A 12,496-nucleotide genomic window follows, 5' to 3' on the forward strand; every position below is an offset into this window, starting at 1 on the left:
GAACTCGCGGCTGAATGTCCGTCTTCTCTCCATAAACCACCTCCGGTTTCATCTTCCACCTTAACAAGGTGTCTTTGAAACCGGCAGCAGCCCACACCCTGAGGTCCAAATTGGAGTTGCTAAGCAGTTTTTAGGCACCCTGACCTTGGGAGGATCGACGTGGTTCGAACTCTAGGGAGGTACACCCCTTGAGCGCGTAGTGCTCGTCACTATGGGTTTTTTTGCCTTGGTAGCGTTGAGGTTCAACAGCGTCCGAAAACGCTAGTCGGATCGCTACGTAAAGCAGCTATTCAATCGGCTCTTTGCAAACCGCACACATGCGCACATGTTTGTCATGAATAGGGTTCCCACAAGCACCACATCTCCAAGAAATTGACATCGCGGAGCCTTTGAGGAAAAGCACCAGCGCGATCGGGGCCCCAATCGCAAAGCCCACCCAGCCCCACCACAAGCAGAAGGTCGCGAGCACAAGCAAGCCGATCCCCTGGACGAGTGCTCCAACACCAGCAAAACTGGTCGACCGCTTTCTCTTCGCCATAGTATCTCCAATCCTATTTTGGGATTATCCCAGAAAGGAATCAGGATCAAGACTCACGTCTACACGAGCGTCTTGAACAAAACTATTTCCACTCCTGCATACAAGAACCACATCAAGTGGCTTCGTCAGGTGCGCGACGATGCAGGGATTACTCAAGCTAGATTGGCCGCCAAACTTGGACAGCAGCAGTCGTACGTGGCAAAAGTGGAGAAGTTGGAGCGCAGACTGGATGTGCTCGAGTACGTACATTGGCTTCGCGCGCTGGACGTGGACCCTTCAGACTCTCTCAAACGACTGGTTGCTGAAGCTCGCCAGCCGAGGGCGCGCTCAGTAGGCGACTAGTGTCCCGGCATTTGACTTGTGCTGCACATGCGCGTGCTCCACAGAATCTCCGCCTTGCCACGCAGCGCTAGAGCCTCTACGGAAGTGGCTACGCGATGCAACTCTTAGACAAGCCGCTCTGCCAATGGGTCTTCGTAGCAACCGGAGACCCGTGAACAACCTGTAGCAGCGTCCTCGCTTCCATAAAACGGCCGTTGGTAGCACCTTCATCTGACGCTTGCATCGGGGTATTTCCCCAGTATTTAATTCCCGACACCTTGCCACGCGCGCAAGTATTCGGCCGCGCATCCGGCTCACACCGAACCGCGACCTGCCAAACCGTCGTTCCACAGCGCATTGCTTGGCTCCGGAAGGGCCCAGTCGTTGGAGAGGCGCTTGTAGAGTTGAGCAGGCTTCGGGTGCAATCCAAGATGCAGGTAGTAGTCCAAATAGTGCGCGGAGAATCTGCCCGTGTAGTCCTTGCTGAACCGGGAAATCATGTTCAACGTATGGGCCCTACGCTCCGGACTCAGGGGATGCCCTCGTCGAGCGGCTCTCAGCTCAAGCAGGCGCAAAAGACGATCCATCGTTGGCATGATGTGCAGCCGTAGCCGCTTCTTCCAGAATGCTCTGTGGTCTATCCGAGTAAGGTCACTGGCCGTTCGAATCCCAGACCGCCTTAGCGCCGTAGCACCGTGAATACGCCACTCCAAATGAACTCTTGGGGTGTTTGGGCGCACCTTCCTTTTGCCATCGCTGTATACACCAACTTCATTTCCGCTGCGCCGCCTGCCGACGTAAGACGTCTCGTGCTCTGACTCACGGCCAGTCAATGCCAATCTTGCTGGCGTGTAGACACTCAAAATGGCTTCATGCAAGGCCATAGCGTCCGCCTCGCTGCCAGTCGTGAGATCCAGTGCGAAATGCACGTCCAATAGGTGCAACACATCAGGCTGCTCATCCTGGATTTCTTGGAGCACGCCGAGTGCGGCCTTGGTGGGCTGGTGAATGAGATGCACATAGTGGAAAAAAATCTCGCCTGTATCTAAGTTGACGTACTCCCATTTGTCCCCAAAGTATCTTTCCCACGGGAATCTTGGATCTGGGACTAAGGAGTCTTTAAGGCGTTGCAGGTAGCCAGGCTCAAGTTTTCGCGTGCTTCGGACAAATATCGAGTCGATGTAGGCAAGCCGCTCCATAACGTAAGCGCCTAGCAGGGGCTTGCGCACTGCAATACGTTTCCTCGGCACCCTAGTCTCCCAAATATGCTTCTTCGAACTCGAGACTGCTACGCATGCCCAAGGATTTCTCCCGTGCCGCGCCCACCATTCTTCCTTCGCAAGGCATCTCGAACTGCTTCGACGCCCTGCGCTGAATGGAATTTCATCACATGCGACAACGGCATTTTGATGGCTTCAAGATGTAGTGACATCTCCACAGGCGTTGCGTCGCTAAGGTAGTGCCGCTCATTCACTCCCGATCCTGGCTCATGTCCCATAAAGCGCTTACGCATCCAGTCCGGCATGCTCGTGCGCTTTTGCAGGGCGTTATTGATGCCATGCCGGAACGAGTGGAAAACCTTAGTGCCATTGCGCGGCATTCCGAGTCTCTCCAGGTATTGCGACATCACGCGGATGGGGTCTTTTGCGTAGCGATTCGTGCTGTTCCAAGAGAGCTCGGGAAAGAAACGCGGGAAACCAGCCGCTCGCAGCTCGTCGCACCATTCCGCAAAGCCAAGTTCGATCAAGCATGAGTGAAGGGGCACCTTACGCTCAGACCAGTCATTTTTCAGGCTCTTGTCTGGTGTCTTGCGATTGATATCGATATACCAAACTGCACCATCCTGCCGGATGTCATCCAGGTAAAGCTGCGCAAGCTCGTTGATGCGCGCACCGGTACACAACCCTAACAACGGCAGCCAATAGTGGAAGGGTTGGAACGTGCGGTAGGTACCCGCTTTGGTTTTCTCGCCAGTTCCGGTCAAAAACCAGTTCGCACTAAAGATCCTGTGTAGCTCCTGCTCTGTGAACTCTTCTCGAGTTGGCCGCTCCGACTGAACTCGCGTGCGTTCAGCTTTGGTCAAGACAGACTCCTTCCGCAGTCCAGTACACGGGTCGTCTGCAATCCACTTCTCTGCATGCGCCCAACGGAACATGCGAGCAATCCACTTCATGCGCATGTCGCGCTCGTCGGCAGACATGCGAGGCCATTCGCTACCCGAAACTGCCCCTATGGATTCCGTCATAGATTTCGTCCCGTATTGGCTACGAACTCGGTTCTCGTTGGCAGGCATACGTGCGAGGTGCACATCGCGAAAGTGCCGCAGTCGCTCGGCGTTGACCGTACCAATGCTGAGGTCGCCTTCAAACTCGATGAGCAAGGCGATGCCGTTTCGCATCCGCTCGATGTCCTTCTCAGAGGCCAAGACTTGTGGCAAGTGCGATCGGCAAAAATCGTCCAGCACCTTCGATAGCGGTGCCTTTGCGCGTTGAGGCGTGCTGTCCAGCAGTTCATTCGTGGTTGCGCGCTGCGCTTGCCTGGCTGCCGCTAGAGAGGCCTGTGAGACCAAGCTCGCCATGTGTTGCCTGCGCAGCTCAAGCTCAGAGCATGAGAGCTCCACTTGGTCTACTTCCAAACGCAAAACGTCGTCAGGCACAAACTCCACGCTCTGAGCTTCGCCCCCGATGACCTCAAGCGAAATTACGTCAGCGTGCTTCCCTGTCAACAGGCGCGCCGCTATTGCGCCCGTCTCGCCGCGTGGCACTCGATACACACCCGAAGCGCGCACAATGCGAGAGCCTTCAGGGCGATTCGAACGAGTGGGCACAACGACGGTACCCAGCTCTGGATCATCGGGGTCGAAATCAGAGAACCTCGCCGTGTATCCCTGCTTCGCAATGAACCGGTAATACAAGGCGAGATGCCCATCCGCAGCCTCGCGAAGCAAATCTGCCACGTCCAACCCCATAGCCGTTGCGGCCTGAGAAATAGGCAGGTAGCTGCCAGCTCGCAGCGCTGGACTGCCATCAACGAGCTTGAGAATACTGTCGTAGTTCATCAGCGCATTAGAAAGCTGGAGCCTTTCGATTTCCCAAAGCTTGCGCCGCCATCCGGCAAGAAACTCGCAGGCAATAAGCTTAGCCATTGTCCTGCAGCGCGTGCCAGTGCTGGCCACAAACTCTCTGGAGCCAACAATCGGACGAAGTCGAGCTGGAATCGTAAGGCGGGCGACGTATATGCCACTAGGCCGTCGCAGAAGGTTGTCCATCAATGCACCCCTTTGGTAGAGAGTGCTGCGCATTGGGACCCCAAGTCTAGAAAATCCTGTGAGATCAAGGACTTGTTGAGACTTGGTGCGGCTGGCGGGGATCGAACCCACGACCCTTGGCTTCGGAGGCCAATACTCTATCCACTGAGCTACAGCCGCGTGAGTCGGGAATTCTACCCTCCCGGGCTCTGAGCAACGGGAACGCCTGCCTCACGCAGCCCCAGGGTCGCCACTTTGATCCATACACCGGCGTTCAAGACGCCACGATCATGCACCGGGCATTGCGGATGGGCACCGCGATGGAGCTCTATCCGTCCTTGGTTTCGAGGTCGACGGTGGCATTCCCATTGCGCCGAAGTTGCTGCACTTGCTCGAACAGCGCGGACAGACCCGTTACGGTGTGCGTGTGCGCTTCACCAGATCAGACCGCCCGGGCAGCACCTCGGCGGCAATCCCCGAAATACTCGGCGGCCGGCTCAGACATCGGGTTTGCATGGGGGGCTTGGCTATAATCCAAGGCTGTTTGCCCGGCCAGGCTCGGGCGCGCCCCACACCCAAACAGGCCTTGCTTCGCCACCCCCTGAGGACACCATGAGCGACCACGCGCACGAAGAACACCACACCGGCCCGATCAAGACGCCCACCCAGTTGCTCTGGACGTCCTTCTTTGCGTTCGTTGCCCCCATCTTCATCATCATCGGCCTGGTGTACTACGTGGTATCCGCCAACAAGCCGGCGGCCGGTGCCGTGGACATGGAGCAGGCCGTTGCGCACCGTATCCAGCGCGTGGGCACGGTGGAACTGCGCGACGCCAATCGCCCGCTCGCCTCGGGCGAGTCGGTGTACACCGCTCAGTGCGCCGCCTGCCACGCGGCAGGCTTGGCCGGCGCCCCCAAGCTGGGTGACGCGGCTGCCTGGGGTCCGCGCATCGCCACCGGCTACGAAGCCCTGCTGACCTCCGCTCTCAAGGGCAAGGGCGCCATGGGCGCACAAGGCGGTGGCGCTTTCCGTGATGCCGAAATCGGCCGCGCTGTGGTGCACATGGCCAACGCCGCAGGTGCCAAGTTCCCGGAGCCCCAGATGCCGGCCCCGGCTTCAGCCGCAGCCCCTGCGGCTGAAGCGGCACCCGCCGCTGCAACCCCGGCTCCTGCGGCCGTCGCTGCGGCACCCGCAGCAGCGCCTGCCGCGGCGGCACCGGCTCCCGCACCGGCAGCCACTGTGGCGGCAGGTGCTGGTGAAGGTCTCTACAAGCAAGCGTGCGCGGTCTGCCACGTGGCTGGCGTCGCTGGCGCACCGAAGCACGGCGACAAGGCCGCCTGGGCACCGCGCGTGGGCGCGGGCCTTGACGCACTGACCGCCACCGTGATCAAGGGCAAGGGCGCAATGCCGCCCAAGGGCGGTTCGGCCGCTTCGGACGCAGAGATCAAGGCCGCTGTGCAGTACATGCTGGACGCCGTGAAGTAAGCGGCACACCCCCCAGAAAAAGCCGGCCTTGCGCCGGCTTTTTTTATTGCGTGTCCTTGCGCCGTCAACCGGGTGAATCAGCCTGCGGATGGGGCACGAATCCAAACCGGGCCGGCAGCGCATCGGCCTGCACGTCGGCCGGTTGCCAGCGGCCCGCCTCCACCGCGTCGGCCGCAAGGGTCATGTCGGCACTGTGCACAAGTCCAACCCCGAGGTCGGTCACCAGGTACAGGCGACCGGTTTCGTCCAGCAGACTCTCTCGCACATGCGCTGGCTTACCCGTGTGTGACAACACCGCGCCATCGGGCTGCAGCCGCCAGATCCAGGGAGTGGCCTCCAGCTCGACGTACACCCGCTGCGGCCCGTTCTGGAAGTACCACTGCCCCTGTCCATCGCTGGCGTAGTTGCGGTGGATGAATTCAACAAGCTTGTCGTGCCGCAGCAGCGAGCCCTTGCTGGCGGGAAAAGTCCCCTGGGCTTGCGTGCGGTCGTCGCGCATGTACCAGTTGCCCCGCGCGTCCAGGCCCAGCCAGCCGTAACAGTGCGGCACATTGGGCCATTTGGCCATCGCGGCCTTGACGATATCGTCCATGGCAACGCTCCTCAGAGGTGGGCAAGCAGCCAGTTTCCCACGGCTTCGGGCATGGCGCGCACATGCCCTGGCATGCCAAAGGTGCCTTGCGCCACGGGAAAGCCGACGTGGCCGCCCTGTTCCGGCTGCCACAGCATGACGTGGTGTCCTGCGTCCTGCGATGAAGGCAGCGATGCCGCAGGCACGAAAGGGTCGTTGCGTGCATTGAGCGCGAGCGCGGGCACACGAATGCGATGCAGCACTGGCTTGGCGGACGCGCGTGCCCAGTAGTCGGCGGTGTCACGAAAACCGTGCAGCGGCGCGGTGAAAAGGTTGTCGAACTCGTAGAGGTCGCGTGCCGCGAGCAGCTTCTTGCGGTCGAACAGCCCGGGGTGCTGCTCGAGCTTGCTGAGCGCCTTCGGCACCATGGAGCGCATGAACATGCGTGTGTAGACAAGCCGGTTGAAGCCTCTGCCGATGGCCTCGCCGCCGGCGGCGAGGTCCAGCGGTGAACACACGGAGGCAATGGCGCGCACGCGCGGCACCGCGTCCAGCCCCATCTCACCCGCCCATCGCATCAGCGCATTGCCGCCGAGCGACACGCCCACAGCGATCAGTGGCCGACCGGGGTGCTCTTCCGCGAAGCGGCGCAGAATCCAGTCCACTTCCTCGAAGTCGCCAGAGTGGTAGGCGCGCGGCGCCTTGTTGATCTCGCCGGAACAGCCGCGGAAGTGAGGCACCGCATAGGCCACGCCATGCGCCGCAGCGAAGTCCGCGAAGGCGACGGCGTACTGGCTGGCGGACGACCCTTCGAGTCCATGGAACAGGATCAGCAGCGGTGCCTCTGGCGCGCTGGTATGCACGGCCTGGTCCACGTCGATGAAGTCGCCATCCGGCGTGCTCCAGCGGATGCGGCGCCAGCGGGGAGCCGGGCCGAAGTGCCGGCGGCTGACCAGCGCGGCCCACAAGGTCTGTGGATTGCCACCCGGCAACCACCAGGGCGCCCGATAGACAAAACGATCCCGATTCAATGCAGCACCGGCTGGTTGGTGAAAGCCTCGAGGGGCTCCACGCGCGCACCGGGGCTCGCATGGTGGGCCACCATGCGCCAGCCCTGAGCGGTCTTGGCGTACACGTTGGTGGCCACCACCCAGGCATGCTGCAGGCCGTCATCGCTCATCACGGCCACCCGCTCGACCACGCTGTGCACGCTGCAGCCACCCGCATCGAGCCGGCGCACGCGCTCGGGCTGGGCCTGGACACTGCCATTGGCGAACATGGCTTCGAAGGCGGTGCGTACCGCCACGTGTCCGACCAGGCGGGGGCCGCCAGGGTGCACGCACACGATGTCGTCCTCGTCCGCCCAGCAAGCCATGAGACGCTCGATGTCGGCGTGCTGCAAGGCATCGTAGAAGGCGGCCTCCGTGTCGTCCGGAGAGCCGGGGGGGAGTTTGGGTTTTCGCATGCGGGCTATTTTGCCGCCTGTGCATGACCCTCGTCGCTCAGGCGGCGTATTCACCGGCCCCGTCGGCCCGCGCGGGTATAGTCCCGCACATCACGTTCCCGATGTCCAGCTTGAACGGCCCGATGGCCTGTGGAGGTTTTATGCGCACATCCCTTCAACGTCTGTCTGCCTGGTTCGCCGCCCTCCTGGTCGCCACGACCCTCACAGGCTGCGGCTACAACGACTTCCAGCGCCTCGACGAGCAAAGCCAGTCGGCCTGGTCCGAAGTGCTGAACCAGTACCAGCGCCGTGCCGACCTCATTCCCAACATCGTGGCCACGGTCAAGGGCGAGGCGAACTTCGAACAGGAAACACTCACCCGCGTGATCGAGGCGCGCGCCAAGGCCACGTCGATCCAGGTCACGCCCGAGACGCTGAACAATCCTGCGGCCATGCAGCAGTTCCAGGCCGCTCAGGGCGAGCTTGGCAGTGCATTGAGCCGTCTCATGGTGGTGGTGGAGCAGTACCCCAATCTGAAGGCGAACCAGGGCTTCAGCGATCTGCGGGTGCAACTCGAAGGCACCGAGAACCGCATCACCGTGGCGCGCAACCGCTACATCCAGACCGTGCAGGAATACAACGTGCTTGCGCGCAGCTTTCCCACCAACCTCACCGCGATGGTGTTTGGCTACGGCCCCAAGGCCAACTTCCAGGTTGCCAACGAGGCCGCTATTTCCACGCCACCGACGGTGGACTTCAAGAAACCATGACGGCATTCCTGGCCCGGTGGCTGCTGGCCCTGGGGCTGGGGCTCCTCCCGGCCTGGGCCGCTTTCGCACAGGAACTGCAGCCAGTTCCGGAACTGCATGCCCGCGTCATCGACCAGACCGGCACATTGGACGCAGCCAGCGTGGCGGCGATCGAAGCCCAGCTTGCGGCCTTCGAACAGTCCCACGGCTCCCAGGTGGTGGTGGTCATGGTGCCCACCACCGCACCGGAAGACATCGCCGACTACACGCAGCGGCTGGGCGACGCCTGGAAAATCGGCCGCCGCGACGTGGGCGATGGCGTGCTCTTCGTGATCGCCAAGAACGACCGTCGCATGCGCATCGCCACGGCCAGGACCCTCGAAGGAGCGATTCCCGATCTGATGGCGCGGCGCATCCTGGATGGCGCCGTCGCGCCGCTCCTGCGCACGGGCGACTACGCAGGGGGCATCCAGGCCGGCCTGGACCAGATCTTCGCCCGCATCCGTGGCGAAAGCCTGCCCCCGCCCGGCGAACAGGGCACTCACAGCGGCAGCAACGACCTGTTTGACGGCATGGAAGTGCTGTTCATCCTGGTCTTCGCGGTGCCCATCTTCTCGTCTGTGCTGCGCGGGCTGTTCGGCAACAAGCTGGGGACCGTGCTCACGGGCTTCGGCTCCGGTGGATTGGCCTGGGTGCTGACCGCCGTGGGCTGGATCGCAATCGTGGCGGGCCTGCTGGGCATGCTCGGCGCGCTGTTCCTGCAGACCATGCCCACCCGGGTCAGTGGCTCTGGCGGGGGCGGCCGCGGGGGGTGGGGTGGCGGAGGCCATGGCGGTGGTTGGGGAGGTGGCCGCAGCGGCGGTTTCGGGCGCGGAGGCGGCGGTTTCAGCTCTGGCGGTGGCGGCAGCTTTGGTGGCGGTGGCGCCTCTGGCGGCTGGTGAAATGCGCGCACCATGAACAAGCTTTTGCGCATCCTCCAGCACCGCTGGCTCGACGCCTCGGACACGGCGCGGACCGTGCCCGATGACATGGCCGAACGCCTGGCGCAGCGCGTGGCCGCCAGCGAAGGCCGGCACACCGGCGAGGTTCGTCTGTGCGTCGAAGCCGGCCTGCCGCTGAGTTACCTATGGCGCATCAACGCAGACACGCCGCTGTCGACCGTGGTGCGCGAACGTGCCCTGGCCTGGTTTGGCCGGCTTCGCATCTGGGACACCGAGCACAACAACGGCGTGCTGATCTACCTGCTGCTGGCCGAGCACTCGATCGAGTTCGTGGCGGACCGCGCGCTCAACCAGCGCGTCGACCCCGGCGAGTGGCAAGCCATCGTGGACCGGCTGGGTGCCCGCCTGCGCGAAGGCGCGTTCGAGGACGGGCTGACACAGGCATTGGAAGAGGTGTCCGCCCTGCTGGTGCAGCACTTTCCCGCCGAAACCGGCGCGGCGCGGCGCAACGAACTGGCCGACTGCGTCGTTCGCCGCTGAGCGCCTCGTTCAGCCGCGCGTGTTCCGACTGGGCGTGCGGCTGTTCAGCGCCACATTCAGCTCCTGCTGCAGCGCCTTGTTCATCTGGGCAAAGGTCTTCAGCTTGCGCGTCGTCTCCCGGAGCCTGTCCGCCATGCGCTTGGAGATCGCCAGCAGCAACCGGGCCCCGAGCCGGGGATCGTCCTTGAGCAGCCGCATCAGCGCTGTGCGCGAAAGCACCGCGGCGGCGATATCGGTGTTGGCGGTGCAGGTGGCAGATCGCGGTGCCCCGTCCAGGATCCCCATCTCGCCGATCAAGTGGCCCGGGCCCATGATGTTCACCACCATGCTCTCGTGCAGGCCGGGCAACTCGTTCTCGACCGCAATGTCCCCTTCGAGCACAAGAAGCATGTAATCCGTCTGGCGGACCTCTCCCTCCTGGATGATGACCGTGCCCGCCTTGATGAGCTTGGGCTTCATGTAGCCCACCACCTTCAGGGCGTCACTCAGGGTGAGATCGGCCAGCGCCGACGCGGTGACCAGCATGCGAGCGGCCACCTCTTCCGGGGTCATGTCCGGGCTCTCGAATATGGATGACATTGGGCTGGTGCTCCCGGTTGTTCTTGTCTCTATCCACCATGGTATGCGCACTGCCATGCCCCTGGCCGCAATGCCCAACAAAAAGACCGGCACATGGCCGGTCTCTGCTATGGACGACGAGGGAGCGTCGTTTACTTCTTCTGACGGTATTTGCGCAGTGCGGCAATCTGGGCTGCCATGACGGCGAGTTCAGAGGTAGCCTTGGCCAGATCGAGGTCGCTCTTGGCGTTCTTCACCGCCTCTTCGGCCTGTTGGCGCGCTTCGATCGCCTTGGCTTCGTCGAGGTCATGGCCGCGGATCGCGGTGTCGGACAGCACCGTGATGTGGTGCGGCTGCACCTCCAGAATGCCACCAGCCACGAACACGAATTCTTCACCGCCATCGGCCTTTTCGATGCGCACGGCACCAGGCTTGATGCGGGTGATCAGCGGAATGTGGCCAGGGAGAATGCCCAGCTCACCGGCCTCGCCCGGCAGCGCCACGAACTTGGCCTCACCGGAGAAGATGGATTCTTCGGCGCTGACCACATCGACGCGGATGGTGCTCATATGTACTCCTTTGGAAAAGTCGACGGAAAGCAAGTAGTCGGGTGTCCGGCCAGGCGAGCACGCCAACAACACCGGGCGCCCGAGTACGCCGCTTTACGCGACTTTTTTGGCCTTTTCGAAGGCTTCGTCGATCGTGCCGACCATGTAGAAGGCCTGCTCGGGCAGGTGATCGCATTCACCGGCGGTGATCATCTTGAAACCACGGATGGTTTCAGCCAGCGGCACATACTTGCCTGGCGAACCCGTGAACACTTCGGCCACGTGGAACGGCTGCGACAGGAAACGCTGGATCTTGCGGGCGCGCGCCACGGCCAGCTTGTCTTCCGGTGCGAGTTCGTCCATGCCCAGAATCGCGATGATGTCGCGCAGCTCCTTGTAGCGCTGCAGCGTGCCTTGCACGGCGCGAGCGGTTTCGTAGTGGTCCTGGCCCACCACCAGCGGATCAAGCTGGCGGCTGGTGGAGTCGAGCGGGTCCACGGCGGGGTAGATACCCAGGGCGGCGATGTCACGGCTCAGCACCACGGTGGAATCCAGGTGGGCGAAGGTGGTGGCAGGCGACGGGTCGGTCAGGTCATCCGCCGGCACGTACACAGCCTGGATGGAGGTGATCGACCCGACCTTGGTCGAGGTGATGCGCTCTTGCAGGCGGCCCATTTCTTCGGCCAGCGTCGGCTGGTAGCCCACGGCGGAAGGCATGCGGCCCAGCAGGGCGGACACTTCGGTCCCGGCCAGGGTGTAACGGTAGATGTTGTCCACGAAGAACAGCACGTCACGGCCTTCGTCGCGGAACGACTCGGCGATGGTCAGGCCGGTCAGCGCCACGCGCAGACGGTTGCCCGGGGGCTCGTTCATCTGGCCGTAGACCATGGCCACTTTCGAGTCCTCGAGCTTCTCGAGGTTCACGACGCCGGAGTCGGCCATCTCGTGATAGAAGTCGTTGCCCTCACGGGTACGCTCACCCACGCCGGCAAACACCGACAGACCGCTGTGGGCCTTGGCGATGTTGTTGATGAGTTCCATCATGTTCACGGTCTTGCCCACACCGGCACCACCGAACAGGCCCACCTTGCCGCCCTTGGCGAAGGGGCATACCAGGTCGATCACCTTGATGCCGGTTTCCAGCAGTTCCTGCGAAGGCGACAGCTCGTCGTAGGCCGGGGCCTTGCGGTGGATGGAAGCGGTCAGCGCCTGGTCGACCGGGCCGCGCTCGTCGATGGGCGAGCCCAGCACGTCCATGATGCGGCCCAGGGTGGCCTTGCCCACCGGCACGGAAATGGGGGCATTGGTGTTGCTCACCACCATGCCGCGGCGCAGGCCGTCGGACGAGCCCAGCGCAATGGTGCGCACAACGCCGTCGCCCAGCTGCTGCTGGACTTCGAGCGTCAGGGCCGAGCCCTCCATTTTCAGCGCGTCGTAAACGCGCGGCATCTGGTCACGCGGAAATTCCACGTCCACGACGGCGCCGATGCACTGGACGATCTTGCCTTGTACTTGAGACATGATGGATACCTTCTGTTTTCTCTGGATTCGGTT

General features: G+C 62.5%; 13 protein-coding genes and 1 tRNA gene. 5 read left to right on the forward strand and 9 right to left on the reverse strand.

The features are described 5' to 3' along the window. Nucleotides 1–667: 667 nt before the first annotated feature. Nucleotides 668–880: a helix-turn-helix domain-containing protein gene (locus tag J2X09_RS25420; protein WP_310309761.1), complete on the forward strand. Its 213-nt coding sequence runs from the start codon at nucleotides 668–670 to the stop codon at nucleotides 878–880. Between the two features lie 293 nt (nucleotides 881–1,173). On the opposite strand, the gene J2X09_RS25425 is transcribed toward J2X09_RS25420, so the two are convergent. The 3 genes from J2X09_RS25425 to J2X09_RS25435 form a co-directional block, all read right to left on the reverse strand. Further along, nucleotides 1,174–2,088, reverse strand: coding sequence for a hypothetical protein (locus J2X09_RS25425; RefSeq protein ID WP_204735762.1), 915 nt, complete (start codon nucleotides 2,086–2,088; stop codon nucleotides 1,174–1,176). 59 nt (nucleotides 2,089–2,147) lie between these two features. Then, nucleotides 2,148–4,160, reverse strand: a complete 2,013-nt coding sequence (locus J2X09_RS25430) for a DUF6538 domain-containing protein (protein ID WP_310309736.1) — start codon at nucleotides 4,158–4,160, stop codon at nucleotides 2,148–2,150. A 50-nt stretch (nucleotides 4,161–4,210) separates the two neighbouring features. Next, a tRNA-Arg gene (locus J2X09_RS25435) sits at nucleotides 4,211–4,286 on the reverse strand. 432 nt (nucleotides 4,287–4,718) lie between these two features. Here J2X09_RS25435 and J2X09_RS25440 point away from each other — a divergent pair. Then, complete coding sequence (locus J2X09_RS25440; protein ID WP_204735760.1) at nucleotides 4,719–5,591, forward strand: c-type cytochrome; 873 nt, start codon at nucleotides 4,719–4,721, stop codon at nucleotides 5,589–5,591. A 64-nt stretch (nucleotides 5,592–5,655) separates the two neighbouring features. Here the strand turns inward: J2X09_RS25440 and J2X09_RS25445 are convergent, their stop codons facing one another. From J2X09_RS25445 to J2X09_RS25455, 3 genes are read right to left on the reverse strand one after another with little or no spacing between them, the layout of a single operon-like run. Further along, a complete protein-coding gene (locus J2X09_RS25445; RefSeq protein WP_204735759.1) occupies nucleotides 5,656–6,183 on the reverse strand; it encodes a DUF2946 family protein in 528 nt (175 codons plus the stop codon). Nucleotides 6,184–6,194: 11 nt separating this feature from the next. Then, the gene (locus J2X09_RS25450; protein WP_204735758.1) at nucleotides 6,195–7,193 is read right to left on the reverse strand and encodes a YheT family hydrolase; all 999 of its coding nucleotides are present in this window, start codon (nucleotides 7,191–7,193) and stop codon (nucleotides 6,195–6,197) included. After that, nucleotides 7,190–7,627, reverse strand: a complete 438-nt coding sequence (locus tag J2X09_RS25455) for a YybH family protein (RefSeq protein ID WP_204735757.1) — start codon at nucleotides 7,625–7,627, stop codon at nucleotides 7,190–7,192. Before J2X09_RS25455 ends, J2X09_RS25450 begins: the two co-directional genes overlap by 4 nt. 140 nt (nucleotides 7,628–7,767) lie before the next feature. Between J2X09_RS25455 and J2X09_RS25460 the strand changes: the two genes are divergently transcribed. The 3 genes from J2X09_RS25460 to J2X09_RS25470 are packed head-to-tail and all read left to right on the forward strand — an operon-like array spanning nucleotide 7,768 to nucleotide 9,836. After that, nucleotides 7,768–8,376, forward strand: a complete 609-nt coding sequence (locus J2X09_RS25460; protein ID WP_204735756.1) for a LemA family protein — start codon at nucleotides 7,768–7,770, stop codon at nucleotides 8,374–8,376. Continuing rightward, nucleotides 8,373–9,296: a TPM domain-containing protein gene (locus tag J2X09_RS25465; protein ID WP_204735755.1), complete on the forward strand. Its 924-nt coding sequence runs from the start codon at nucleotides 8,373–8,375 to the stop codon at nucleotides 9,294–9,296. The genes J2X09_RS25460 and J2X09_RS25465 overlap by 4 nt, the downstream gene beginning before the upstream one ends. A 12-nt stretch (nucleotides 9,297–9,308) precedes the next feature. Continuing rightward, nucleotides 9,309–9,836 (forward strand): TPM domain-containing protein, encoded by a 528-nt coding sequence (locus tag J2X09_RS25470; RefSeq protein WP_204735754.1) that lies wholly within the window; start codon nucleotides 9,309–9,311, stop codon nucleotides 9,834–9,836. A gap of 9 nt (nucleotides 9,837–9,845) precedes the next feature. Here the strand turns inward: J2X09_RS25470 and J2X09_RS25475 are convergent, their stop codons facing one another. The 3 genes from J2X09_RS25475 to atpD all read right to left on the reverse strand — a co-directional run bounded on the left by J2X09_RS25475 (nucleotide 9,846) and on the right by atpD (nucleotide 12,463). Next, complete coding sequence (locus tag J2X09_RS25475) at nucleotides 9,846–10,388, reverse strand: cyclic nucleotide-binding domain-containing protein (RefSeq protein WP_310309741.1); 543 nt, start codon at nucleotides 10,386–10,388, stop codon at nucleotides 9,846–9,848. Nucleotides 10,389–10,546: 158 nt separating this feature from the next. Then, a complete protein-coding gene (locus J2X09_RS25480) occupies nucleotides 10,547–10,963 on the reverse strand; it encodes a F0F1 ATP synthase subunit epsilon (RefSeq protein ID WP_204735752.1) in 417 nt (138 codons plus the stop codon). Nucleotides 10,964–11,056: 93 nt separating this feature from the next. Then, nucleotides 11,057–12,463, reverse strand: coding sequence for a F0F1 ATP synthase subunit beta (atpD, locus tag J2X09_RS25485; protein ID WP_204735751.1), 1,407 nt, complete (start codon nucleotides 12,461–12,463; stop codon nucleotides 11,057–11,059). Nucleotides 12,464–12,496 lie beyond the last annotated feature (33 nt).

Source organism: Hydrogenophaga laconesensis, assembly GCF_031457235.1.
Taxonomy (GTDB): domain Bacteria; phylum Pseudomonadota; class Gammaproteobacteria; order Burkholderiales; family Burkholderiaceae_C; genus Hydrogenophaga; species Hydrogenophaga laconesensis.

What these genes read in the sequence shown, in the direction of transcription:
- J2X09_RS25430 (WP_310309736.1), bottom strand. Translation starts at nt 4,160, where the DNA reads ATGCGCAGCACTCTCTACCAAAGGGGTGCATTGATGGACAACCTTCTG.
- J2X09_RS25440 (WP_204735760.1), top strand. Translation starts at nt 4,719, where the DNA reads ATGAGCGACCACGCGCACGAAGAACACCACACCGGCCCGATCAAGACG.
- J2X09_RS25445 (WP_204735759.1), bottom strand. Translation starts at nt 6,183, where the DNA reads ATGGACGATATCGTCAAGGCCGCGATGGCCAAATGGCCCAATGTGCCG.
- J2X09_RS25455 (WP_204735757.1), bottom strand. Translation starts at nt 7,627, where the DNA reads ATGCGAAAACCCAAACTCCCCCCCGGCTCTCCGGACGACACGGAGGCC.
- J2X09_RS25460 (WP_204735756.1), top strand. Translation starts at nt 7,768, where the DNA reads ATGCGCACATCCCTTCAACGTCTGTCTGCCTGGTTCGCCGCCCTCCTG.
- J2X09_RS25465 (WP_204735755.1), top strand. Translation starts at nt 8,373, where the DNA reads ATGACGGCATTCCTGGCCCGGTGGCTGCTGGCCCTGGGGCTGGGGCTC.
- J2X09_RS25470 (WP_204735754.1), top strand. Translation starts at nt 9,309, where the DNA reads ATGAACAAGCTTTTGCGCATCCTCCAGCACCGCTGGCTCGACGCCTCG.
- J2X09_RS25475 (WP_310309741.1), bottom strand. Translation starts at nt 10,388, where the DNA reads ATGACCCCGGAAGAGGTGGCCGCTCGCATGCTGGTCACCGCGTCGGCG.
- J2X09_RS25480 (WP_204735752.1), bottom strand. Translation starts at nt 10,963, where the DNA reads ATGAGCACCATCCGCGTCGATGTGGTCAGCGCCGAAGAATCCATCTTC.
- atpD (WP_204735751.1), bottom strand. Translation starts at nt 12,463, where the DNA reads ATGTCTCAAGTACAAGGCAAGATCGTCCAGTGCATCGGCGCCGTCGTG.